The sequence below is a fragment of the Mesorhizobium sp. AA23 genome, assembly GCF_001672435.1.
Classification (GTDB): domain Bacteria; phylum Pseudomonadota; class Alphaproteobacteria; order Rhizobiales; family Rhizobiaceae; genus Mesorhizobium.
Genome location: NZ_LYTP01000001.1, coordinates 35,740 through 60,206 on the forward strand (window position 1 = coordinate 35,740; position 24,467 = coordinate 60,206).

Consider the following 24,467-nt stretch of genomic DNA (forward strand, 5'->3'; position numbering starts at 1 on the left):
TCGCATTGACTATAACTGGAGGCTCGATGAGCGCCGTCCTGCCTTCGAGCGCCTCACTATACGAACGCGTTCGGCGCGTTATCCCACCGATCGAGTGGCCGGTCTTCGTTGACGACATCGACGCCATACTGAAACTGAAACGGCAGCGCAACGCGGTCATCCTGGCGCATAACTACCAGACGCCGGAGATTTTTCACTGCGTGGCTGACATCGTCGGCGACAGCCTGGAGCTGGCCCGCAAGGCGATGACAGTCGACGCCGATGTGATCGTACTAGCCGGCGTGCATTTTATGGCTGAAACAGCCAAGCTCCTCAATCCCGACAAGACCGTGCTCATCCCGGATCTCGCCGCCGGCTGCTCGCTGGCCGACTCGATCACGGCCGAAGAGGTGCGCCTGATGCGGCAGCGTTATCCCGGTGTTCCGGTCGTCACCTACGTCAACACCTCCGCCGCGGTGAAAGCTGAGTCAGACATCTGCTGCACCTCAGGCAACGCGCTGGCAGTGGTGAAGTCGCTCCGGGTGCCGCGCGTGATCATGCTGCCCGACGAATATCTGGCGAAGAACATCGCGCGACAGACGAAGGTTGAGATTATCGCCTGGAAGGGGCACTGCGAGGTGCATGAACGCTTTGAAGCGGCCGACATCCGCGAGCTGCGTGAGGCGCATCCCGGCATCAGCGTACTTGCCCATCCCGAATGTCCGCCCGCGGTCGTGGCCGAAGCCGACTTCGCCGGCTCGACGGCGGCGATGTCCGACTATGTCGCGCGGCATAGGCCGGCGCGTGTGGTGCTGATGACGGAATGTTCGATGAGCGACAATGTCGCGGTCGAGCATCCGGACGTGGATTTCGTGCGTCCATGCAATCTGTGCCCGCACATGAAACGCATCACGCTCGCCAACATCCGCACCGCGCTCGAGGAGAACCGTCACGTCATCACCATCGATCCGCACGTCACTGAACGGGCCCGCTGGGCTGTGGAACGCATGCTCTTCGTATGACGCCCGACATCCATGACATTGGCGGGGCGCCGGTCATCATCGGCGCTGGCCTCGCCGGCCTGCTGACGGCGCTTCATCTGGCGCCCCAACCGGTCGTTCTGCTCTCCAGAACCCCGCTCGGAACCGAAGCCTCGAGCACGCTTGCACAGGGTGGGCTCGCAGCCAGCCTCGGCGAGGACGATACCCCGGAACTCCACCTCACCGATACGCTTGCTGCCGGCGACGGACACTGCGACGAACAGATGGCCAGGCGGGTGATTGAGGCCGCACCTAAAGCCATCGAGAATCTCATCCGTCTCGGCGTTCCCTTCGACCGCTCACTCGACGGGAGGCTGCGGCTCGGCCTGGAAGCGGCGCATTCGCGTCGCCGCATCGTCCACGCCGCCGGCGACGCAACCGGCCGCGAGTTGTTTCGGGCGCTGCTCGGCGTGGCGCGGCGAACCCATTCGATCACGATCATGGAAGGCATGACAGCGCTTCGCTTGGTTGTGTCGGAGGGCTGTATTGTGGGCTTGGTGGCAGTCTTGCACGGCGGCGTGTTCGCATTGCCCACACGCCGCGTAGTGCTGGCGACCGGTGGGATAGGCGGGCTGTTTTGCGACACAACGAACCCGCTCTCCTCATTCGGGCATGGTCTTGCGCTTGCCGCCTGTGCTGGAGCGGAGCTCGCCGATCTCGAATTTGTGCAGTTCCACCCTACCGCGCTCGATGGTCCGCGCCGGCCAATGCCGCTTGTCAGCGAAGCGGTACGAGGCGAAGGCGCGGTGCTGATCGATGAAGACGGCCATCGCTTCCTGGCCGACACACCCGGAGCAGAACTCGCATCGCGCGACGTGGTTGCGAGGGCGATCTCGGATCAGCTCGCTGTCGGGCATCGGGTCTATCTCGATGCCCGACATTGCCTCGGGCAGAAATTCGCAAGACGCTTTCCGGCGATCGACGCTATTTGCAAGCAGGCCGGCATCGATCCGGCTGTGGGGCCTATTCCCGTGCGTCCCGCTGCTCACTATCACATGGGCGGAGTGGCCGTTGATGCCGAAGGGCGCAGTTCCGTTAGCGGCCTGTGGGCCTGCGGCGAAGTCGCATGCACGGGACTGCATGGCGCCAACCGGCTTGCCAGCAACTCTCTCGCGGAAGCTGTTGCGACAGCAGTCTGGGTCGCGGAAAGCGTGGCTGGATCTTGCGCGGGTTGGCAGTGGCCCAGGCTTCCCGCAACCATTCCAGTCCGGCCCGACCCTTCACCCATACGCCCGCTCGTGTCGAAAGCGCTTGGCATTGTTCGGAATGGCAAATCAATGCGCGACACGGTCGCGACACTGCTGCCGATCTCTGTCGGCGAGACGGACGCGGCCGATCCGGCCCTGGTGACACTGTTGATGGCTATCGCAGCCCTTCGACGCGAGGAGAGCCGCGGTTCACATTACCGATCCGATTTCCCTGGGCGCGATGCTGCCGCCCTCCCCTCACGACTGACGCTCTGCACAGCCTTTGAGAATGCCGTCACGATCAGTTGGCAAACATCCGAACGGCGCTGTTGATATGACTTCACCTGCACCGCTTACCTCGATTGGTTCGTGCAGCATCAGGCCAATGTTCAATTTTTCGTCGTGGTCGGGAGGAACCTCGGCATAGCCGATCGCGCAATCGTCACTATGGCAACTCTTCCGCCGCGACGATCCGATCTTGCTCTCGCTCGCCAATCGGGCGCAGCCATTTTGGCCGGGCGATAAAATTCTTTGGGGGCGGCGGGTGCGGGTAGCGGCGGTGCGCTGGCCGTTGTGATTTAGCCGGGCGTTGCCAAGATTCACCTTGTATGCTGATGAGGACAACAATGCGAAAAATAGTGGCCGGCAAGCTGCACGGCATCCACGTCACCGAAGCGAACCTCAACTACCACGGTTCGATAACGCTCGACCCCGACCACTGCGAGGCAGCCGGCATCCTGCCGATGGAATTCGTGGAGATATGGAATAGAAATTCCGGTGCGCGGATTTCGACCTATGTCATCCTCGGCGAGCGCGGTTCACGCTGTTGCATCCTCAACGGAGCGGCGGCTCGTACCTGTCAGCCCGACGACCCGATTATTGTCTGCAACTCCATCTACCTGGACGAAGCGCATATCACCTCGCTGAAGCCGCGGATCGTCACGTTCGACCAGGATAACTACATACTCGACCGCCTGAGCTACTCCGTCGATCTTGACACAGATGGCCGGTACAGTTTCTCCATTCTTGACGAGGCGAATGAGCCTTTGATCATTCCTGCCCCTCGTCTCCGGGGCGTGAGCCGCGCTCCGCAGATGTGCGAGCTTCTTCGCCTCGTTGCAACTTGCTCGGCGCCGAAGAGCGTCTTCGACGAAGTGGCTGACGCTCAGCTTCGAAAGGCCGACCCACAGCGCTTTCGGCACGGCAGGCCTTCGTGGGATGGCGCTATGTCTCGCATCTGGTGACGGCGAAGAGGGTCCGGAACGTCTGTGCGCGCGGAACCCCGCGTCCGGACGATTTAGATGCGCAGATTTTGCATGTTAATTCAGCCTTGATTACCCACAGCTAACGTGAATGGGATCGCGTATTCAGTCCGAGCAGCTCTGCAAAAACCCGCCGCTGCGGTGCCTTCAGTGCGATCACCCGGCACTTCAAGATGTTTCATAGCTCCGGACCGTTCCGAACAATCAGGGTGCCGGATGGCCACTCGCTCATCGAGCGTCCAATCGGCACAACCAGGACGAGCACGTCCTCGACGCGCGTGGGCGGCAGGTCCAGATACACATCTGGGAGAGTGGACCGCACGCGAACGCCCGACACAATCGCCGCCATGCCGTCTCTGCAGAACCTCTCCATATGGTTCCGCATCGCGCGCCGAACGGTGCCGAAAGCGAATGGAACCCCAAGCTGCCGCAATACCGGATATAGAACGCGCATTGAATGACCGATCCCTTGTCCCTCAAGATCCGGACGCACCCCGTACAGCCCCAGGTCGGCCACCAGGAGCTCGACCTCGTCAACTTTGATGAAACGGCGGAGTATGCCGATATGAGCCGCTACGCCGTGGGCGTCGTAGCTGATTGCGCGGAGCTCCGGCCTCGCACCGGCCCAGCTACGGCCGCCTTCGAATGGCTTTGAGTTGAAGGCCCCAGTCGGTCCGTAGGTTTTTTGGAAGAACTCGGAGAGTTCGACGTGGTCGGTCTGTTGCAAGTCATTTTCCCAGCACAACCTCCACCGCACGTCAGAGCACATGGAAACACCTCATCTTTGTTGCTGTTTTGTTGGGGAAGCGCCTAGCAGGGGGATGCTTGTCGCATCGAGCCGGCTCGATGCAGCTTGCGCAGGTCACCGAAGAAACTAGCCGCAATGACCAAGGGACTCCGTTGTGTTGCGAGCACACCGTCAGGCGTACGCCGGAAAAAACTGCTCGGAGCCAATACAACATGGATAATTGCCCTTTGGCTTGCATTCTTTGAAATCTTGCTATGCGACGTTCTGCAGAATTGGCAAAATCGTTTGTTTCGAATGAATGCATCCACGCTATGGATAGGAAAGCATGCGCTTCAAAGAACTTGATCTAAGCCTCCGCCGAAGGCGGCCTTGATCACGACCCTCGACCTCGCCAGTTGCCCGACCGACCGGCTCGTCAGTTGCCAGACCAACCGACCGCTATCTGGGTGGGAACCTTCCTGCACTGTTGATACGCGTCATCGGGGCGCACTGAACTTTTTAGGCTAAATCATTGCCATGCCGCCGTTGACATTAATGGTTTGGCCGGTGATGTAGGCGGCCTCGTTCGAGGCTAGGTAGACCACAGCCGAGGCGACTTCCAAGCCGGTGCCCATGCGCCTGGCCGGAATGGCGGCCATGATCGCTTCTTTCTGCCTGTCGTTCAGCTTGTCGGTCATGGCCGATTCGATGAAGCCCGGCGCTACGCAGTTCACCGTCACGCCGCGTGTCGCGATCTCCTGCGCCAGCGATTTCGACATGCCGATCATGCCAGCCTTTGAGGCGCAATAGTTCGCCTGGCCGGGATTGCCGGCTACGCCGGACACGGAGGTGATGTTGATGATGCGGCCGTTGCGGCGGCGCATCATCGGATGGGTCAGTTCGCGTGTGAGCCGGAACACGGCGGTCAGGTTGACCTCGAGTACCGCGTCCCAGTCCGCGTCCGACATGCGGACAAAAAGCCCGTCCTTGGTGATGCCGGCATTGTTGACCAGTATGTCGACGCCTTCGAGTTGGGCTTCCGCGTTTGCGCCCAGGGCCTTGACCTCGTCGCGGTTCGAAAGGTTCGCCGGAAACAGTTTTGTCCGCCCGCCAAGTTCGGCAGCCAACGCCTCGAGCTTTTCGACACGCGTGCCGTGCAGGCCGACGGTTGCGCCGTGCGCGTGCAGCGCCCGCGCCACGGCCTCGCCGATTCCACCGCTTGCTCCGGTGACGAGCGCCTTGCGGCCGGTCAGATCGAACATTTATCGATTCCCTTTCTAAGGACCGGCTTCGCACGGAAGCGGTCACTGGCGGCCCTGCGTGCCTCCAGACATTGTCGGGTAAAGCTTTGGACAAGCCCTCGAGCCGAACCGAAGGCGTCGCTTAACCTTCCGCGGTACGTCCAAATCGCTTCAGTTGAGAAATCTGCAAAAACGGGGCCCAGGCTCGTCGAGCTTCCGCTGCCACTTGGCGCATTCACCGAAACGGTCCAAAGGCAGACCTTCACAACTGTGATCCGGCAAGCATTTGGATACGAGAGATAGAGTTACGGGAGACATTTCGCATGGGTTCTACACCTGCTTGAATGCCAGCACTGCGTTCAAGCCACCCATGGAGAAAGCGTTGCTCATGGCCACGTGCACCTTGCGCTCGCGGGCAACATTGGGGGTGACATCGAGATCGCATTTGGGATCCCGCTCGCGATAATTCGCGCTCGGCGGAACAACACCCTCTTGGATCGCCATCACACAGGCGATCATTTCGAGCGCGCTCGCTCCCCCGAGGCAGTGGCCGTGTGTGGACTTAGTGGAGGAGACGGACAGCGAGTTAGCATGGTCACCGAAGACGCGCCTGATCGCCGCCGTTTCGATTTCGTCGTTGGCCTTGGTGCCGGTGCCATGCGCGTTTAGGTACTCCACATCCTCGGCATTCAGCCCGGCATCGGCAAGACAGGCGCGCATCGCCGCTTCCGGTCCATGGACAGCCGGCGCGGCGATGTGGAAGGCATCGGCGGAAAGGCCGATGCCTGCGATCTCGGCAAGGATCGTGGCGCCGCGCGCCGTGGCATGCTCATAGCTTTCCAGCACGGCCATGCCCGCACCCTCGCCCAGCACTACGCCCCTTCTGTCGGCGGAGAAGGGCCGGCAAGTATCCGGAGCGAGTACGCGCATGGCGTCCCATGCCTTCACCACAATAAATACGAAGGGCGCGTCGCTGCCTCCGGCAAGCATCACGTCGGCTCGCCCGTACCTGATCTGGTCGACGGCCGATGCGATCGCATGGTTGGCCGAGGCGCAGGCGGAGGTGGTGGCGAAGACCGGCCCACGCAAGCCGAGGCTCATGCTGACATGGCAGGCAGCTGCGCTCGGCATCCCCTTTACTCCAGTCAAGAGACCCACGCGCGCCGCGCCGTCCAGAAGGAGGGCGCGGTAGGCCTTTTCGGTCGCCTCCCAGTCACCGAAGCCGACGCCCACTGTAGCGCCGAAGCGATGGGCATTTCCTTCATCGCAGGAAAGTCCGGCCTGGCGCATGGCTTCGTGCGCCGCAAGTACGGCAAGCAGGCTGCAGCGGGCCATGGAGACGAGTTGCCTGGGGTCAATGTCGTGCTCAGGCAATGCTTTGATCTCGGCGCCGATTATGCCCTCCAGACCATGAAGTTCTGAATTGACAATCGGGCCGATGGCCGAGCGGCCTTCGCGCATGCCTGTCCAAATCGAGGCGGCATCGGTGCCTAGCCCGCACAGCCCGCCTATACCGGTGATGACAACGCGTCTGTCCATTCAAGCGGCCTTGGCAAGCAAGCTGCGGATAGCTTCCACGATGCCGCCGACATTCTGGACACCCGACCAAGCCTCGGCCGAGTTCATTTCGATCTTGATGCCATACGCCTGCTCCAGGTCCCAGAGCACGTCCGCTAACCCCAGTGAATCGATGCCGAGGCCAGTCAGTTCCGTCGTAGTCGTTATTTCGCCGACGGATAGCTTGGTCCCCTCACCATTCTCTGACTCGACGCGTTTCTTTATTATGGCAATGATTTCCGTTGTGAGTTGATCAGTCATTTCCGTTCCTTTCCATTTCAGCTATTTTGACGTGGGGCGCGGCGCCATGCCTCTGCCAGCCGCGTCGCGAAAATCGTCCCTGACTAGGCTTGTGCCACTCACGAGTACCAATTGATTATAGAGATGGTCTGCGGGGTAGGGGTCGATGACGAAGAGCGTTGCCGCCACCCGATTTAGCGCCGGCACGCCGAGCATCTCGGATGTGCAAAGTGGACCGTCTTCAAACGGCTCGGCCGCCTTCGAATGGGTCTGGGTGAATACCCCAGTCAGTCCATAGGTTCTCCGCAAGAAGTCGGAGAGTTCGAAACGGCGGCCAGCTACAACTCATTTTCCCAGCACAACTTTCGTCGCACGTCTGAGCTCATGGATAGATTGTCCTTTCCGGCCCTTTTTTCGCAGTCGTCTCACGATAGTGGTGTGTGAGGTGCTGTCGTCAGATGCGAGATTTCGGAGGATTGATAAAATCGTTTGTTTCGATGAGACGCATCTACGCCGTGGATACATTTCAAGGATCCGGTAAGCCCTCTGGTTGCGGGAGATAATGCTACAGATGCATCCGCATGGGCACTCCACGCAAAAGCTCGGCACGTCTCGGGCGCTGCTACATGCTCACCGCCTCCCACTCGCTCTCGGGTTTCGACGAAGCGCGGGCGGATAGCACAAGGCACAAAGGTCACCGATCCGCAGGGCGGTTCATCCTGTGGGTCGGGCTTGCGAACACCATCGATCCGCTCGAACGTTTTCAGGCCTGCATCGCCAGGACATCGTGATCGCCCAAGGAAGATGTTCAGCGCCATGAACTACTTTCGCCACTGCATCCTTCTTGGCCGGGGGGCGGATTGGGCGAAGCTACGTGGACAAGTCAGCCATCCCGTATCGGCGCAAGGCGGACGCGCTGGAGAGCGGTGGCCCGACAGCAGCACAGCCAACAAGATATGGATCGGTGGAGCGGTCGAGACGGTCGAAAACCATGGCGTCATCAGGCTCGCGCGCATCGCGGATCGTTCGGCCCAAAGCATTGTTCCGTTCGTGGTAGCGAACACCCTTCCCGAAGCGGCGTTGAGTCTGACATTCTCGGCCTGCTGCAACTCCTCCCTAGGACAGTTTCCAGCGCGCGTCTGAGCTCATGCGGAAGATTTTCCCCTTCCGGGCCCCTTTTTTACGCGACAGAGGCAGCGGATGGTCGATGCGGTCCGGTGCAGGATCAATGCGAGATACCGGGCAGTTGATAAAATCGTTTGTTTCGATGCAGCGTATCCACCCCATGGCGGCCACCATACACCGGAGCGGCAGCCTAGCCGCTCCGGTGTGCCCTCACTTTCGAAGCGTCCGACACCATCTCGGCCTCAAGTACCCGGCAGCGCCGCCAGATGGGGCCAACCCGCCGAACCGAAGATCCGCAGGTGCATTTCCCGCACAGGCGACACTAGACGCCTCTCTTGTTTCCCCAGAGCATAACGTGCAGCTGCGGCAACACGCGCGCTTCGAACCACCTGTCGCGTGTCACCTTTTCCACAAGCCACTCCATGCGTTTGATTATTCCGTCCAGGTCGACAGATGCGTCTTCATTGCCAGGGCGCGGTGGCGTGTGATTGCCGGGTTGCAGATAGACCGGAAGGCACGGAAATCGCGAGGCGACGTCTTTGGCGTAGGCGTAGTCATTCTCGTCGAAAACAACGAGCTTGAGCACGATTTGTGGCTTCTCCTGCGCCGCTTCTATGCACGCTTCGAATGCAGCCCAATCCGTCCTCATCTCGCTTGACGGCGGCTTTGGGCTGAGAACCAGCACGTCAAGATCCGCAAACCAGTCCCTGGCCACCGAACCTTGGGTTTCCAGCGCAAAACGGTAGCCTTCACCATGGCCAAGCTTGATCAGCGTACCGAACGGCTGAATCGCCGGATTGCCGCCCGACAGCGACACCATCACTGGCCGGCCACCGGAAAGCCCAACGACGCTTTGCCACACCATATCGATCGGCATCATCTCCCATTCGCGGCGGAATTGGTTGTCCACCGCATGGAGGCTGTCGCACCAGGAACACCGGTAGTCACACCCGCCGGTTCTGATGAAGACTGTAGGCAAACCAATGAGCACTCCCTCGCCCTGGACCGTGGGCCCAAATATCTCGCTCACACGAATTGCAGGACGCGTCTCCGTCACGGCCGGTATTCCGCCCAGGTTTTCGGGGTTTCGCTCACCCGCACGGCCGCGGTTTCCGGCAGACGTGCCTTGCACCATTCATAGAAATGTCTGGCCAAGTATTCCGCCGTGACTTGCTCATGTCCCAGCACTTCGTTGAGGTGCCGATGGTCCAGGCTGTCGTCTATATAGCGTTTGAGCGGCGCCAGATCGTGATAGTCGCGCACGAAGCCGTGCGCGTCCAGGTCCTTCGCCGATAGCTCCACTTCGACGATGTAGTTATGCCCGTGCAGGCGCGCACACTGATGATCGGGTGGCAACGAGGTTAGTTGATGCGAGGCCGAGAAGTGGAATTCCTTGGTGATGCGGAACATCAGGCGCTCCTCCTCCGCAGCGCCTCGAGCCAGAAGTCGCCGTCTTCGTAGTCGGTTGGATCAGCGTGCCTCGCGAGATGAAACGCCTCGCGCCGCTCCACGCAGGTCCCGCACCGTCCGCAGTGAAGCTCGCCGCCCTTGTAACACGACCAGGTCTCCGCAAATGGGGTTCCGTGTCTTGCTCCATCCCCGACGATGTCGCCCTTCGTGAGGTTGACGTACGGGGTATAAAGGCGAATCGCCGCGTAGCCGTCGAGCGCGCGGTCTTGCATCACCTGGAAAGCTTCGATGAAGGCCGGACGGCAATCTGGATAGATGAAATGGTCCCCACCATGTACGGCCATCGCCACCGCTTCGGCCTTGTGCGCGGCGGCGAGACCGAAGGCGATTGCCAACATGATGGCGTTCCGGTTCGGCACCACCGTGATCTTCATCGTGTCTTCGGCGTAGTGTCCGTCCGGCACGTCGACATAATCGGTCAGCGCTGAACCGGAAAGGCCGCGGCCGATTTCGGGGATGTTGATGATCTGGTGCATAGTGTTCAGTCGCTCCGCGCACAGAGCGGCGAAGCCCAATTCTTTCCTGTGCCGTTGGCCGTAATCGAAGGACAGGAGGCCGGCGAGTGCGTGCTCCGCTGCCACGCTGTGAGCAAGGGCAACGGAGTCCAATCCGCCGGAGCAGATGACGAGAGTCTTCATTGTGGTATCCTTGTTTTGACCGGGTAAGGCTGCGACCGGAGATTTCTCTGCGCCCCTCCTATCTCAGCGAGTCAGCGTTGTGAACCCGGTGGGAGTCTGATGCGCTGACGTGTCGTGGTGCAGAAGGTGGTGCAGCAGGGTCCCGACGCGGGGCTGAGCCTCGTTCGTGGATGTCCAAGCCCAAGCACATGCTCAGAAGGACAGATGGGAAGCGACCTCGCGGCATGGCTGGGAAAGAAGCTGACCTTCGAAATCTGGGTTTCGAGAGCGGACGCTTGCATAGGCCACCCGCGAATTGGCGAAGCAACAAGGGAGGAAAGGGAGTTCGTCAACGGCGGTAGTGCAAAAGCCCAAGCTCAAGGACAGTGCGCGCGCCCGCTTCAGCATTAGTTCGAACTGGAAAAGAATCCGTCGGTGGCCGAGCGGCCAAACCAGCTAAAGGATTGGTCGTGAGCCGACACCTGTGAACAAGCCGTGTGCGTCGTTGCAATCACCCTATATTGCGCGCAATAGCCTACATGGCGTTGGATGAACTGGATTTGGCGATTTTCCAGACGGCGGTCGAAAGCGTCCGCTCACTCCCCTAAGCTTCAACCAAAAAACCGCAGAGATAGCCACGAGGAGCCGGGGTGTCCTGCTTTTCGACGTGCGGGTCGATGGTGACTCGGAGGTCCAGCGGATCGCATCCGATATCGAGGCTACCAGACGGGCGTAGTCGCGTTAGACAGACAAGGCCTTGTCACCCGCTCTTGCATGGTCAATGGCACTTTCTCACATTTCATTTCGCCGTTGGAGAACTGGACCAGCATGCTCTGTAGTGCGCGGATGTGTCACGGCCAGGGAGAGCGCGACGATCACGTTCCGGCGCACGGCCGCTGCCCAGTGAGCTACTTCATGTTACAGGGATTGGCGCGAAATTGTTCGCCGATGCGACTGCTTGGCGGTTAGGTTGCGCGCGAGCCGGAAAGCGCTATCGGCGCCCGCCCGGAACTCTGCACAGAGACACGCCTCAACGCGCGTGCCGCCGCTTTAGAGCGGCGCGTTGACTATCGAGCCTGGAGATCGAGTGCTCGCGCAACTCCTCGGGGCAAGGCGGGCGCTTCGGCGAAAGCGCCATTGCCGTCGCTGCCCCGTCGTCTAAAATCGACGGATCAGCAATGATAACTTGGATCATGCGCTTGTCGGTGAGTTGATTCGTACGCGACTTGCTCCCCGACAGACCCAACGGCAACGAGTCTTCCCTGATCAGGCCGCGTCCAATATGTCCGCCTCAAGAATTCCCACGGGTAGGGACAGCGATTTCGCGATCCGATCTCGATAACCCTTGTTGTATCTCAGACCGGACTCAATGTTCAGGATTTCCTCAGCGGCTAACCCGCACGCCACCGCCAGGTCGTCGACGGAATATCCAAGGTGCTCACGATAAGCACGGATGATGTGGGTTCCCTCCAACATAGCCTTCAAGACTGGCTCGGGAATGCGCGAATCTTTCATATACCACCTCGAAGGAGAGCAAAGGCGCCTGACAGCTCGGGAGAGTTCCCCCCGAGTTGGCGCTCGTAGCAAGTCGAATAAATGACATCGACCGGTTCGGTCTCGTCCATGGGCAACCTAACTGGCGGCCGGACCGGTATATGGCGGTTCAACTGGTTCTGATCAAGTCCGAAGAACCTGCCTGCCTAAGATGGCCTAATCCGCTGTACCGTACCAGTCGCTGCGCGGTCCCGGCGGTTGCTCATCGCCGAACTTCTTGAGCAGGAACTCTCAGCCCTCGGCCACCGCGACGAGTTATGCCTGCTGGCTCGGGTGATGCAATTGAAATTCACCGCGAGTGATTGACTCACGTCGGATATGTCAGTGCGATAAAGGGTTTCTCGTCATCATGGTGTCGAATCAACCTATTCCAGATGGCCGGAACTCGGATAACCCGTTGATACCTTTCTCCAAGCGCCTGGGATTCCTTGGTGACGTCACGCAGCTTGGGATTTGACTGCGACAATATGAGGAGATCGATGCGGCTGAGCAGCTCAGCAATTTCGCCGACTTGCGCGAGCGGTAGATACGTAACCCTGTGTGGCCTGTTGGAGTCATCTCTCCAGTTGTTGGATCATTTGGGTTGTAGGCGCTGATAGAAATCCTTGGAATATTCGACCGAAACCAGCTGCTGCGGCTTGATGCCTCTTTCCAGGATCGCCTGGGTGATGACGCCGGTTCCTGCATCGAGCTCAAGAACTGGCATCCCGGACGCCACGTTAATGACACTTTGCCATACGGCGCGCGGCATGAGCAGACGTTGGCATGAGCAGAGGTTGGCATGAGCGCGCCCACTCTTCTTTTATCCTTTTGCCAGCCTCTGAAGAATTGAACCTCTTCTTCGAATTTCCTGCCGAGGCGCTGCTTCAACTGATACACACGTCTCATTGGCTCCCTCTCCTCATCCACAAGCCGCCACCGGTCAGTCCAAGTCGACCAAGGCTCTCCCGATCAGATTGCCTTCATATATGACTAACTTTCTCTGGGCAGCCCTGCCTGAGACGCTCCGGCATGTTCGCCGCTCCGCTGAACACGGGGCTGCTCGGCGGACACGCGAACGTGACCGCTGAAGCAACCACGACCAGCTATTGGCCGCGGGTGGACATCACTGCGAGCTCTACGATCTCAACTACGCCTCGTTCGAGGACATTCGCGACGAGGAACTGGGTGCCTGTCCAAGCTGGCTCGCAGACCTGACGTGTGGCCGGCTATCTAGGGTGCTGTCTGTGATGGACGCATGTTAAGAGCGCTGCCGCACCGGGGTTAGCCAACTCGAGCCATAATTGCGGATTGAATCGCAGTTGCGGTATATAGGGAAGCATCTAACGACAGATTCCCAAACGCCGGTTGACAAAGGAGGTAGTTTGCACCTGCCGCTTCCAGCTGATCAAGAAGAGCTTGTCCCGCAGAAGCTGCCGTTCCTACTACGCACAGTTCCTTCTCGATTGCTGCATCGAAGGTCAGCGGCAGGTTTGGTGGAGTCGGCATGCCATTGAGATCATAAAGGAATTTAAAGCTCTTGAGCCACCGTTCGTAAGCTGGTGCGGCGAGTAAACGTGCATCTGTTTCAGAACGCCCAATCACGACCATTCGGAGCAATCCAAGAAATGGCGCTTGGTCGTCCGCCTCACCGGTGTGCTCTCGACCGGCGCGGAAGGCATCAGTGATTGTGCGAACAGAAGAGGAAGGTCCCACGCACGCGATGTTCACGCCATTCGCAGCGGCCCAGGCTGCCGACTCCGGTCGATTCGTGGCGATCCAAGTCGGCGGATGTGGACGCTGATGAGTTCTTAGCGTCAACGGAACGCTGTTCAACTCAAAATGGCGGCCTTGATAGGATAGCGTGCCGCCTTTCAGCGCATTGATAAGAATTTCGCTGGCTTCCGCATAGTGGTCTGGCGCCGCGTCCGAGCCAATCCCAAAGTAGCCCAATTCGATCGGGAGCGAGCCGCGCCCTATCCCAAGTTCGAGCCTGCCACCGCTCAATTGGTCCAGCATACAGATCTCTTCGAACGCGCGTAGCGGATGATAGAGGGCAAGCAGCATTACCAACGGGCCGACACGAAGGCGCCGGGTTCGCTGGGCTACGCTCGACAAGAACAGATTCGGTGATGGACCTCTCCCATGTGGGGTACAGTGGTGCTCTGCGAGATGATATGCATAGAACCCAAGGTGATCGCACGCTTCCGCTAACATCAGGCGATCTTCGTACTGTCGGGCGATATCGAGGCCGTCCTCGTCCAGATGATCGAAGATGCCGACAGCTAGGTCTGAAGGAAAGGCCTTATTCATGATATTGTCTCCAATTTTTGACGCAAAAAGTCCAATTGCTTGCGTATTCAAGCAATTCAAAAATCTCTCGGTTGTGTAATCGCGCGTATTGTTGCCTGCGAAATGCTAAAAGCAGAGCCTTATGCTATCTAACGCGCGGATCTTGACATATTAAATGTTCTACTAATACGACTAGCGGCACAAAGAAATGCATCCATTTGCTCTTTTGTACCGATGCTGACGCGGATGTCATTTTCCAAACCTTTATCGGGAAAGACGGCAACAAGTATTTTTTGCCTTGCAAAGGCTGATTGCCACCATGAGCCGTCCTGTCCCGTTGGCACGCGGGCTAGCAAGAAGTTTGCGTGAGAAGGAATTACGGAAAACCCAAGTTGCGACAGTGCGCGCGTCACTCGCTGTCGTTCTTGCTTGATGTGTCTGTGGTTGTCTAGATAGGCGGCGCGGTGCGCAAGGACGCTGATACCAACCGCATGCCCGACCACATTCATGTTGAAGACGTTCTGGATGTTGCGTAGCCTGCCAATAACTTCAGGGTGACCGAAACCGAAACCGACGCGAATGCCGGCGGCAGCATAGCTTTTGGAAAATGTTCTTAAGACCAGAAGGTTCGAATAGCGATTGATGAGGCGTAGAGCATTCTCGGGTGCAAAGTCGACGTAGGCCTCATCCAGCACGATCAAGCGGTCCGATTTCGCTACCAGGCATTCGATATCGGCCACCGGAACGAACGTTCCGGTCGGATTGTTCGGATTGGTTAACAGAATGAACTTGGCGTCCTTTGCAGGACCGACGAGCAATTGCTCAATCGGCAAGGAATGGTCTTCACTAAATTCGATTTCGACAAATTGAGCACCCTGCAACGTGGCAAGTTTGCGGTTGAACGAAAAACCTGGCGACATCATCGCCACGCTATCCCCCGGGGCAAGGAAAGCTCTGTAGACAAGTCCAAGCAGTTCAGACGATCCGTTGCCGGCGATTACCTGATCCATGGAGACACTGTAGGCATTGGCGGCTGCTTGCCTCAAGCTAATGTTATCGTCTTCTGGATATAAATACTGACTTTCGAGAGCTGCAATCGCACTTTTCATTATGATTGCCGGAAGCGGGAATGGGTTCTCATTCTTGTTTAGTTTTACCCAACTTGAATCTGGCGCTGGTCTATCGGATGGCAGAGCATCTAACTGTATCGCCACTTGCGAAAGAGACGAAAGCACACTCTGAAGTTTTGCATCGGCCATGTTTTTCTCCGTTTCAGTCGTAGAGGGAATTCGGGATGAGCTGATGGTCTAGAGCACATGGCCGACCGACGGTGCGTTCACACCGCCTTTGTCAGCACATTGATCCCGTGAGGTCGGGCGGGCTGTCCTCCCGGGTCGAATTGGCCCGACGCTCCGCATCCACTCGTCATCGCGCCAAGGCTCCGCCAAACCACCAAAGCTTGATTTGTCCCTGATATTTGCCTCGGTCGTCCTTTCACGGACGCTTGATTTGATGCCGTATTTCCTCAGCGTGTATCCAATCTGGCGCGGCGTCAGTCCAAGCAGGCGCCGCCTTTGCCTGCACCCGAGCCACAACTCTCCACGGCCGCGATGACACGCTCGCGATCTGGCATACTCGCACCTTTAAAGAGGCTGTGCTGGCAGGCGCCAGCGGTGCCTGATCGCTGACGACGGACGGGACCGTAGCGGCGGGAGCAGCCTCATTCGGCGGCGTGGCCGGCCTGGCTGGCATCATCGGCCCCAGTTGCAGCACCATTTTGCCCGGTCCGCTCTTTCACGGCGCCGCGGAAGAAACACTGTTCGTGGCAGCAGTCAAAGTCGTTTCTGCCGATTGACGCTCCCGCTGCCTGGAACAGGCGATGCAGCTTCACTATCTGCCCAACCAGATTGGCGATTGTGGTAGGGAGGCGGAGGTCGTAGTCGAGGAGGGAAGCTGATTTGTTGTCCAGGATGCGGTCGATGGTCAGCGTGCCCACGACGTTCGCCTCGACGCGAATGGGTACGCCGATGAACGACACTTTCATGTTGTCGGACGCCCCGAGCACGTCCTTGTCGGCGGCGTTGAAGGCCGGATCCACCGCTTGGTTGCGGATTTTGAGGTCGTCACCCGGTCACAGGCAAGCGCGAAAAACGCCATGGCCGTAAGTCGGGGCGCCGTGATGTCGTCGAGTGCACCGCGGGGCGATGTCTGGCGCATGGGCTTCCTTTCATGAATCGCGACCATCGACTGACTTTTGCACGCCGCAACCGGACGTTGATTCACGAGACCGGAATGGGGCGGGAGAGTCAATCGAGCTTTCTTTCATTCGCGAAAGGAAATTCGGCGCTCATGATAGAATTCCATCAGTTTCATATATCTCCGGTAGATGATATCGAACGGCAGAATGTCTGCCCCGGCGTCTCCGCGTTCCGGTGCTGATGGCCCAGGACATCAGCGTAATCAGCTCCTGGCAAAGCTGGCGCAGTGGCGTGGCGACCGCCATCGCGACGATGTCATCTGCGAGGGCGGACCGCGACTCCGCAGTGATTTCATTCACAATCGCGACGAGGTCTTGACCTTTGCCCTCCTCGCGGAGCGCCTGATGGCCCCCCTGCCCCGCCGACCATATAGAAGCCCGCGAGATCAGGTTGCCGTGCATGAGATCCAGCGTGGTTTCCTATGTGATCTGCCGCTTCCCGAGGTTCACGAGCGTATCGAGCACCTGGAAACTCGGCGCGTCGTCACGGAATAGGAGCGAAAGCCGATTTCGCGGTGCTCGTACCCTTGGAAGCGGTGGCTGCCGACGAGTTCGCGCCGATCCCCATCGGCTCAAACCAGCCCGCCGCTTAAGGGTCAGTGCCGGATCGAACCACCTTGCATCTCTTCTAGAAGGAAATCAGGCGCGACGCCCGAAAAGCAAAACGGCGGGCATTAGAAGCAAGCTGATCCGCTTCACTCCAACGACGACGACGCTCCGGCCCGGTCAAAATGCTTTGGCCAATTTGCGGCGGGCCTGATCAGTTGAGAAGATCCATTTGATGCGGCCGCCGTGTTAGTTCGCAGGCCGCGACCTAGGTTTGAGGGAGGCGCGGGCTGGAGCATTGGTCAGGCTGAGCATCGTTAGGTGCTATGCCGACAGGCCGAGAACCGGTTGCCATAACACCGGTCCGTTCAGACGTCCCTTCCAGCGGATGCGCAAGAGGCTGGCGTGGGAAATCTCGAGAAATCCGGCGACGGCCTCTGTGTTGCCGACCGGCTTCGGCTGTCCGATGCGCGACAACGGCCACGTTGCGAGACGCAGAATCCGTTCCATGCGCGTATCGGTAACTGTCACAATCCGAGTGAGATTGTTCGCCAAGCCAAATTCGACCATGCCGGCGAAGAGCTCGTAGGTCGCTTGCGCCAGTCCACCAGCCTTAGGCGCCGATGGAGGGAGATCGAGTGCGAAACGACTGCTCTCCCAAATGCCGGCACTCGCGGGCGCGGCACTCTCACCCAGCAGCATCGGAAAGCTGTCGCGCAACATTGTCGGTCCGGTAGTCGGCAGAAGACGGACGCAACCGCAAACTCGCCAGTCGGATCCCTTGAGAAGCAGATAGACGGGGTTCAGGCTGTCAAATGCGTCTGTTTCCATCTCGCTTTCGGTCTCAACTTCCCAATCCAGCCTTTCCTTGAAGACCCGATGCCTCAGCCCGTGCATTTCTTTGAGCTCGTTTGGAAACTCGCCGTAGAGTTCAGGTGTTATCAGCTGCATCATTTGTCGCCTCCGCGCAGGATGTGTTCCCGCCATCGAAGAGCAAAGCCGACATTGATGCAGCCTGTAGACCTTTACAGCTATCCGAAGCAGTCAGGGTCTCCACTGACGGGAAGCAGTCAGCCGCGCCACGCCCTGGTTGATGGTTCGCACGCCAAGCTTTGCCTTGGCGTTTTCCAGATGGAACGTCACGGTGCGTTTAGAGACGCCGAGGATCTGGCTGATATCCCAGGCCGACTTACCGCGCGCCGCCCATTTCAGCGATTCAAACTCCCGCGGCGTCAGCGTTATGCCATCCACCACGCGATCTTCGGCTAGCCTGCGCCGGGCATGTATATGAAAGCTGATTGCGACCAGCTGCAATGCCTTTTCGTAACGTGTGAGTGACCTCAAAAGAGGCGGACGGGACTGGTCGGAAGCGAAGGTCAGCGCCGCAAACCGGCCGCGATGGTCATGCAGCGACATCGTCAATCCGCCGCGGATGCCAAAGTGAGCTGCTTTTTCCAGAATTTCTTGCTGCGAGGCCGGCAGACACCGGCGGGGTCGATCCACGCCCCAATCAAAAGTATCCCAGCCTTGCAGCCCGCGAAGGATCACCGGATCGTGGCTGTGGTAGCGCAGTTGGAGATAGTGTGATGTCCAGGATGAAGGATAATTTGAAATCAATTGCGGCGTCTGGCCGGAGGCGGACGGGTAGCTGAAATAGGCGAAGAGCGGAAAATCGAATCCGGCTGCGGCGGACGCCATTGCCTCATGGAGATCGACAGCATCGACACTTGCAGAGAGTTGCTCGACGAAGTTTTCAAACACGCGATACATCTGCCCTTTGCGCAACCTCCTCAAATGTTGCTCGATGACAGGCGGAGACCTGGCTCTAAACGACCCCGCACCGACGCGACGGGGACGACTTCGCTATCATCGCCGGCATTACTTTGCTGTTTCCGGTTGAAGCGAACACCGAGAACCTGGCCACTTGCCAACCGGGGATGTTGAGACGTTGTCGATGAGCCGTGTGTCGCCGAGCCAAGCCGCGACAAGCAAACGTGCCGGTCGGTCAAGCCTTGCTAATGGCTGTAGGTCCGTTTCTCCGCGGAGTTCCAGGTACTCGACCTCGCGATAGCCCGCCGCCAGAATTGCTGCACGCCCTTCATCAAGCATGGGCAGGACAGGAGCGCCGCGCGCAAGCCGCTCAGCCGTATCGAGCAAGACCGAAGCCAGCTTTGGGGCGATGGCGCGTTCTGCTGGCGAGAGCCGGCCGTTGCGCGAGGATAGCGCAAGACCATCGGGTTCGCGGAAAGTTGGACATGCGATCACGGCGATTGGAATATCGAGGTCCCGGACCATGCGCCTGACAAGTTGAAGCTGCTGGAAGTCCTTTTCGCCAAAACAGGCGAAGTCAGCGCCGGTCTGCAGGAAGAGCTTGGCCACGACCGTCGCCACGCCATCGAAATGGCCGGGCCGGAAGGCGCCGCACAGGTCCTCGCTGAGAGTGGACACCGAAACGGTCGTTGCAAAGCCCGCTGGATACATCTCGTCTGCATCCGGCACATAGAGCAAATGTGCGCCTGTCGGCGCGAGCTTGGCAGCATCTTCGTTTTCCGTCCGGGGATAGGCGGCAAGGTCGGCGGCACTGTTGAACTGCTTAGGATTGACGAACAGCGTCACGACCACCCGCTCAGCCTTCTGAAGCGCGGCACGCACGAGGCTCAGATGACCTTCATGCAAGGCCCCCATGGTCGGCACAACGGCGACACGGGCGCCTGAGCGACGCCATCCCGCGGCAACAGCGCGGAGCTCGGCAACGGTTCGAACGATCGGCACGCTCATGTGACGTCTCCGGCCTTCGTCTCGTTGGCGTAGAGATGTTCGGCCGCCGGAAAGCGCCGGTCCCTCACGTCGGCGGCATAAGGCGCAATCGCCGCATCGGCCTGGTCGCCTAGCTCGGCGTAGCGCTTGACGAATTTCGGCCGGAAAGAGGTAAAGAGGCCGAGCATGTCGTCGCTCACCAGAATCTGGCCGTCGCAGGCTGGCGAGGCGCCGATGCCGATGGTGGGGATGGCGATTTCTGCGCTAATGTGGCGTGCGAGCGGCTCGGGGACTTTCTCCAACACCACTGAGAAAGCGCCGGCCTCCGTGACCGCAGCAGCGTCGCGCCTGATCTGCTCGGCATCGTCTCCCCGCCCCTGGACACAGTAGCCGCCGAACAAGCCGACATGGGTGCCATTACAGGCACGCCGCGGGCGGCGAGAAAGCGAATCGTATCGGCCATGGTCTGGCCGCCCTCGAGCTTCACCGCTGCACATCCGGTCTCTGCGATAAAGCGGGCCGCGTTGCGCAAGGCCTGCTGCGGCCCCTCTTCGTAGGAACCAAACGGCAGGTCGACGACCATCAGCGCCTGTTGCAGGCCGCGGCGCACGGCTTGGCCGTGCATGATCATCATCTCGAGGCTGACCCCCAGCGTCGAGGACAGCCCGTGCATTATCATGCCGACGCTGTCCCCGACGAGAACAATGTCGCAGTGTCGATCGACCATCCTGGCGACCGGGGGTGTATAGGCAGTGAGGCAGACGAGTGGGGCCTGGGCTTTCCGCGAGCGGATATCCGGTGGCGTAATTGCCTTCGCATCACCTGTTGCGCTCAATCCATGCCTCCTTCCGTAGCGTCACCAACCGCCGGAGTCGCGTTTGGCATACTTTTGTGCAAGTGCGAAGAGATAAAAAATGCCTTCCAGCTGTGCGGTGTTGACGTGCGGGCAGTCACGCTTAAACTAAATCGATTAGAGCTCGCCGAGCTGGGGGCCGACCACGTTCGCGAATATGGAAGATCAACGAACACGAACCGGGAAAGACAGAGCCGACGATAGGGCCGACGAAGCCAAAGTGGACCTGATCGCGGTGGTCGTTGCCGTAAATCACGGCGAGCCCTGTCTTCTCACAATCGGTCAGGCGGACACCTTGCCCTCCGGACCATTTGCGCTCGAGCACCGATCGCCGCAATCCGGTTTGCGGGGGTGGGTCGAACAGCAAACCGGCCATTCCCTTGGGTACATCGAGCAACTCTACACGTTCGCCGATCGGGACCGTGTCGGCCCCGAGCGCCAGCAGCGCGTCATCTCGATCAGCTATCTCGCACTCACCCGGAAGGAACAGGCAACGGCCTCATCCACGTGCGGCTGGCAAAGCTGGTACGAATATTTTCCATGGGAGGACCACCGCTCCGGCACGCCGCCGGTGGGCCTGGATATTCTGCGAGCGCGCTTGATTGAATGGGCAGACGGCGCCGGCGATCCGGCCAGGCAGCGCGAACGCCGGCAAAGGGTGGCGATCGCCTTCGGCTTTGACGACCGCCATTGGAACGAGGAGCTCACGCTCCAACGCTATGAGTTGCTCTATGAAGCAGGATTGGTCGAAGAGGCCAGCGGCGGGAATGCTGCGCCTCCGCCTGCGGCCGTCTCAGGCAAGGCGATGGTTGCTGACCATCGCCGCATCCTGGCGACAGGCGTTACGCGGCTGCGCTCCAAGATCAAATACCGGCCAGTCGTTTTCGAACTCATGAGACCGACTTTCACGCTGCTCCAGCTGCAGCGAACCGTGGAAGCATTGGCTGGCAGACTGATCGACAAGCCGAACTTCCGCAGGCTTGTTGAGCAGCAAGAGTTGGTCGAGGAGACTGGCGACACTTCAGTCGATACGGGTGGGCGGCCTGCAAAGCTCTATCGCTTCCGCCGTGCCGTGCTCGATGAAAGGGCTTTCGCCGGGACAAAATTGCCAATGTCTCGGGCTTGACATACCTTATAGTCAAGGTAGAAATATTCCCCTTATTGTCAGATCGAATATAATCGGAGGCGCTGATGACTGGGGCGTTACCTACGGCCGCGTCCCTATATGAGCGCGTCCGACGGGTGATCCCGCCAGTCGAATGGTCGGCTCTGGCGGTCGAGCGCATGCTTTCGATATGAGCTGCGACATTCACGACATCGGCGGGGCACCGATCATCATAGGCGCTGGCGTGGCAGGCCTGATGACGGCGCTTCACTTGGCGCCGGAGCCGGTCGTGCTTTTGTCCAATGCGCCGCTCGGAACCGGAGCCTGCAGTGCGCTCGCCCAAGGCGGTCTAGCGGCAAGTCTCGGCGGCGATGACGGCCCTGAATTTCATCTTTGCGACACACTTGGAGCCGGTGATGGGCTCTGCGACGAGGCGACGGTGCGGCGAGTTGTCCGAGCTGCGCCCAAAGCGATCAAGGCCCTCGAAGACTTCGGCGTCGCCTTCGACCGCCACTCTGACGGGCAGTTGCGGCTCGGGCTCGAGGCGGCGCACTCTCATCGGCGGATCGTTCATGCTGACGGCGACGCCACGGGTCGCGAGCTGGTCCGCGCGCTCATCGCCGCGGTGCGGTGCACAGCCTCGATCACCGTCCTGGAAAATATGGAGGCTCGCCGGCTCGTCGTGGAAGACGGGGCAATCATCGCCGTGCTCGCAATTTCGCGCACCGGCACGATCGTCTTGCCCACACGCCGGGCGGTGCTGGCAACCGGCGGCGTCGGCGGCCTGTTTTGCGATACCACGAATCCGCCTGGCTCATGCGGGCACGGGCTGGCGCTCGCCGCCTGGGCCGGGGCGGAGTTCGCCGACTTGGAATTCGTGCAGTTCCACCCGACCGCGCTCGACGGTCCGCGCCGACCGATGCCGCTGGTGAGCGAGGCGGTTCGCGGCGAAGGCGCAGTGCTCATCGACGAAGCAGGAGAACGCTTCCTGGCTGAAACGCCGGGCGGCGAGCTTGCACCTCGCGACGTGGTCGCGCGTGCGGTGTGGCAACAGATAACTGGCGGGCACCGCGTGTTCCTGGACGCCCGGCAATGCCTCGGCCCGAGATTTGGCAATCGCTTTCCGGCCATAGCCCGTTTGTGCCGCGAGGCAGACGTCGATCCCTCCGTCGACCCGATCCCAGTACGCCCGGCAGCCCATTATCACATGGGCGGCGTTGCTGTTGACGCGGCCGGCCGCAGCTCCGTCGAGGGATTGTGGGCATGCGGCGAGGTCGCATGCACCGGCCTGCACGGCGCTAACCGCCTCGCCAGCAATTCGCTCACCGAAGCGGTGGTCACCGCGAGCTGGGTTGCTGAAAGCGTTGCCGGCACATCTCACGCCAAACGGCGGCGCGTATGTTCCACGTTTGTGCCTACGCGGCCAGATCCTTCCTGCATCCGCCCGATCGTCTCCACCGCACTGGGCATCATTCGGGACGGCGACTCGCTGCGCGAGGCGGTAGCGAACCTGCTGCCGATCGCGGCTGGCAACGAGGCCGCATCCGATCCGGCGTTGGTCGCGCTTATGATCGCCATGGCGGCGGTGGGGCGCCAAGAGAGCCGTGGTTCGCACTTCCGCACTGATTTCCCCTGGCGCGATGCAGAGGCGTGCCCCGCCCGGCTGACACTGCGCGGCGCAATGCAGGGCGCGCTCGCACTTGGGTGGCAGGCACGGACACGGAGCACCTGACATGAAACCATTCGCACCCCTTCCCTCGACCGTGATTGAACCGATCGTGCGCGGTGCCCTCCTGGAAGACCTGGGCAGATGCGGCGACCTGACCAGCGATGCGGTGATCCCGCATGATTGCACGGCCACTTTGATGCTCAAGTCGCGTGAGACGGGAATCGTCGCCGGCCTCGATCTGGTTGCGTTCGCCCTGCTGCTCGTCGAGCCTGCGATCCAAATGCAAATCTGGCGCCCGGACGGCAGCGATGTCGCGGCCGGCGAGATCATCGCCAAGCTGTGCGGACCGGCGCGTGGCCTGCTCACGGCCGAGCGCACGGCGCTTAACTTCCTTTGCCGCCTGAGCGGCATAGCCACGGCCACAGCCGCGATGGTCGAGGCTGTGCGTGGCCATAAGGCAAAGATCGTATGCACAAGAAAAACGACGCCCGGTTTGCGCGCCCTTGAGAAATACGCCGTACGTGTCGGCGGCGGCGCCAATCACCGTTTCGGGCTCGATGACGCCGTGCTGATCAAGGACAACCACATCGCCATCGCCGGCGACATTCGCACGGCAATAGAGCGAGCGCGCGCCGCCGCGGGCCATATGGTGAAAATCGAGGTCGAGGTCGATACGCTGGAGCAGCTCGATATAGCGCTCGCGCTGGGAATCGACGCAGTGCTGCTCGACAATATGTCGGTCGAAGATCTTGCGCGCGCCGTGGCGACGGTCGATGGCCGCGTCATCACCGAGGCTTCCGGTCGGGTGACACCGATCACGGCCCCGGCAATCGCGGCGACCGGAGTAGATCTCATCTCCGTCGGATGGCTGACACACAGCGCGCCGATTCTCGACATCGGCCTCGATATGCCGGCCCACGGGCACGGCTGCAACCTGAACTGATGGAAACGAAAAAGGAAGAGCTAGCAGCCTCGGAGCTGCAGGCGCAGACAAGGTGCTGCAAGAGCCT

Annotated in this window: 20 protein-coding genes and 6 pseudogenes; 9 read left to right on the forward strand and 17 right to left on the reverse strand. The window is 60.0% G+C overall.

Going from position 1 to position 24,467, the window contains the following annotated elements:
• The first annotated feature begins 26 nt into the window (after positions 1–26).
• From nadA to panD, 4 genes and pseudogenes are all read left to right on the forward strand, one after another.
• A complete protein-coding gene (gene nadA, locus A9K66_RS00160; protein ID WP_067318682.1) occupies positions 27–1,001 on the forward strand; it encodes a quinolinate synthase NadA in 975 nt (324 codons plus the stop codon).
• The gene (locus tag A9K66_RS00165) at positions 998–2,539 is read left to right on the forward strand and encodes an L-aspartate oxidase (protein ID WP_067318684.1); all 1,542 of its coding nucleotides are present in this window, start codon (positions 998–1,000) and stop codon (positions 2,537–2,539) included. Before nadA ends, A9K66_RS00165 begins: the two co-directional genes overlap by 4 nt.
• Before the next feature lie 24 nt (positions 2,540–2,563).
• Positions 2,564–2,788 (forward strand): annotated as a pseudogene (locus tag A9K66_RS30935) (3-oxoacyl-[acyl-carrier-protein] synthase III C-terminal domain-containing protein); the annotation flags it as partial.
• A gap of 44 nt (positions 2,789–2,832) precedes the next feature.
• Positions 2,833–3,246, forward strand: a pseudogene (panD, locus tag A9K66_RS00170) (aspartate 1-decarboxylase); the annotation flags it as partial.
• Between the two features lie 400 nt (positions 3,247–3,646).
• Here panD and A9K66_RS00175 read toward each other — a convergent pair.
• Together A9K66_RS00175 and fabG are read right to left on the reverse strand one after the other, a co-directional pair.
• Complete coding sequence (locus A9K66_RS00175; RefSeq protein ID WP_067318686.1) at positions 3,647–4,237, reverse strand: NodA family N-acyltransferase; 591 nt, start codon at positions 4,235–4,237, stop codon at positions 3,647–3,649.
• Positions 4,238–4,719: 482 nt separating this feature from the next.
• Complete coding sequence (gene fabG, locus A9K66_RS00180; protein ID WP_067318688.1) at positions 4,720–5,457, reverse strand: 3-oxoacyl-[acyl-carrier-protein] reductase; 738 nt, start codon at positions 5,455–5,457, stop codon at positions 4,720–4,722.
• 168 nt (positions 5,458–5,625) lie between these two features.
• Here fabG and A9K66_RS31565 point away from each other — a divergent pair.
• Positions 5,626–5,780: pseudogene (locus A9K66_RS31565) on the forward strand (LysR family transcriptional regulator); the annotation flags it as partial.
• On the opposite strand, the gene A9K66_RS00185 reads toward A9K66_RS31565, so the two are convergent.
• Both A9K66_RS00185 and A9K66_RS00190 read right to left on the reverse strand, forming a co-directional pair.
• On the reverse strand, positions 5,767–6,975 hold the full coding sequence (locus A9K66_RS00185) for a beta-ketoacyl-[acyl-carrier-protein] synthase family protein (RefSeq protein ID WP_067318691.1): 1,209 nt from the start codon (positions 6,973–6,975) through the stop codon (positions 5,767–5,769). The pseudogene A9K66_RS31565 and the gene A9K66_RS00185 sit on opposite strands and share 14 nt — an antisense overlap.
• Positions 6,976–7,254: an acyl carrier protein gene (locus A9K66_RS00190; protein WP_067318693.1), complete on the reverse strand. Its 279-nt coding sequence runs from the start codon at positions 7,252–7,254 to the stop codon at positions 6,976–6,978.
• A gap of 795 nt (positions 7,255–8,049) precedes the next feature.
• On the opposite strand from A9K66_RS00190, the gene A9K66_RS00195 reads away from it, so the two are divergent.
• Positions 8,050–8,376 carry a hypothetical protein gene (locus A9K66_RS00195; protein WP_156315229.1) on the forward strand — a complete coding sequence of 109 codons (327 nt, stop codon included), beginning with the start codon at positions 8,050–8,052 and terminating at the stop codon, positions 8,374–8,376.
• Between the two features lie 304 nt (positions 8,377–8,680).
• Here A9K66_RS00195 and queE read toward each other — a convergent pair whose 3' ends face one another.
• From queE to panB, 13 genes and pseudogenes are all read right to left on the reverse strand, one after another.
• The gene (gene queE, locus A9K66_RS00200; protein ID WP_067318699.1) at positions 8,681–9,415 is read right to left on the reverse strand and encodes a 7-carboxy-7-deazaguanine synthase QueE; all 735 of its coding nucleotides are present in this window, start codon (positions 9,413–9,415) and stop codon (positions 8,681–8,683) included.
• Entirely contained in the window at positions 9,412–9,768 is a 357-nt protein-coding gene (queD, locus tag A9K66_RS00205; RefSeq protein WP_067318701.1) for a 6-carboxytetrahydropterin synthase QueD, read from the reverse strand. Before queD ends, queE begins: the two co-directional genes overlap by 4 nt.
• Positions 9,768–10,466 (reverse strand): 7-cyano-7-deazaguanine synthase QueC, encoded by a 699-nt coding sequence (gene queC, locus A9K66_RS00210; protein WP_067318703.1) that lies wholly within the window; start codon positions 10,464–10,466, stop codon positions 9,768–9,770. Before queC ends, queD begins: the two co-directional genes overlap by 1 nt.
• Before the next feature lie 1,245 nt (positions 10,467–11,711).
• Positions 11,712–11,960 (reverse strand): helix-turn-helix transcriptional regulator, encoded by a 249-nt coding sequence (locus tag A9K66_RS00215; RefSeq protein WP_067003779.1) that lies wholly within the window; start codon positions 11,958–11,960, stop codon positions 11,712–11,714.
• Positions 11,961–12,573: 613 nt separating this feature from the next.
• Positions 12,574–12,705 carry a hypothetical protein gene (locus A9K66_RS30940; RefSeq protein ID WP_245307330.1) on the reverse strand — a complete coding sequence of 44 codons (132 nt, stop codon included), beginning with the start codon at positions 12,703–12,705 and terminating at the stop codon, positions 12,574–12,576.
• A 557-nt stretch (positions 12,706–13,262) separates the two neighbouring features.
• Positions 13,263–14,291, reverse strand: a complete 1,029-nt coding sequence (locus A9K66_RS00220; protein ID WP_067318705.1) for an LLM class flavin-dependent oxidoreductase — start codon at positions 14,289–14,291, stop codon at positions 13,263–13,265.
• 128 nt (positions 14,292–14,419) lie between these two features.
• Positions 14,420–15,529, reverse strand: coding sequence for a histidinol-phosphate transaminase (gene hisC, locus A9K66_RS00225; RefSeq protein ID WP_067318708.1), 1,110 nt, complete (start codon positions 15,527–15,529; stop codon positions 14,420–14,422).
• Positions 15,530–16,140: 611 nt separating this feature from the next.
• Positions 16,141–16,371: pseudogene (locus tag A9K66_RS28950) on the reverse strand (GAF domain-containing protein); the annotation flags it as partial.
• 246 nt (positions 16,372–16,617) lie between these two features.
• Positions 16,618–17,075 (reverse strand): annotated as a pseudogene (locus A9K66_RS30945) (hypothetical protein); the annotation flags it as partial.
• 322 nt (positions 17,076–17,397) lie between these two features.
• Positions 17,398–18,027 carry an acyl-homoserine-lactone synthase gene (locus tag A9K66_RS00240; protein ID WP_067318715.1) on the reverse strand — a complete coding sequence of 210 codons (630 nt, stop codon included), beginning with the start codon at positions 18,025–18,027 and terminating at the stop codon, positions 17,398–17,400.
• Between the two features lie 90 nt (positions 18,028–18,117).
• Positions 18,118–18,843 (reverse strand): LuxR family transcriptional regulator, encoded by a 726-nt coding sequence (locus A9K66_RS00245; protein WP_067318717.1) that lies wholly within the window; start codon positions 18,841–18,843, stop codon positions 18,118–18,120.
• Between the two features lie 108 nt (positions 18,844–18,951).
• Entirely contained in the window at positions 18,952–19,851 is a 900-nt protein-coding gene (gene panC, locus A9K66_RS00250; protein ID WP_067318720.1) for a pantoate--beta-alanine ligase, read from the reverse strand.
• Positions 19,848–20,665: pseudogene (gene panB, locus A9K66_RS00255) on the reverse strand (3-methyl-2-oxobutanoate hydroxymethyltransferase). Before panB ends, panC begins: the two are co-directional and overlap by 4 nt.
• A gap of 175 nt (positions 20,666–20,840) precedes the next feature.
• Here panB and A9K66_RS00260 point away from each other — a divergent pair.
• The 3 genes from A9K66_RS00260 (at position 20,841) to nadC (ending at position 24,400) form a co-directional block, all read left to right on the forward strand.
• Entirely contained in the window at positions 20,841–21,809 is a 969-nt protein-coding gene (locus tag A9K66_RS00260) for a hypothetical protein (RefSeq protein WP_067318722.1), read from the forward strand.
• A gap of 169 nt (positions 21,810–21,978) precedes the next feature.
• Positions 21,979–23,520 (forward strand): L-aspartate oxidase, encoded by a 1,542-nt coding sequence (locus A9K66_RS00265; RefSeq protein ID WP_067318724.1) that lies wholly within the window; start codon positions 21,979–21,981, stop codon positions 23,518–23,520.
• A 1-nt stretch (position 23,521) separates the two neighbouring features.
• On the forward strand, positions 23,522–24,400 hold the full coding sequence (nadC, locus tag A9K66_RS00270; RefSeq protein ID WP_067318726.1) for a carboxylating nicotinate-nucleotide diphosphorylase: 879 nt from the start codon (positions 23,522–23,524) through the stop codon (positions 24,398–24,400).
• The last annotated feature ends 67 nt before the right edge of the window (positions 24,401–24,467 follow it).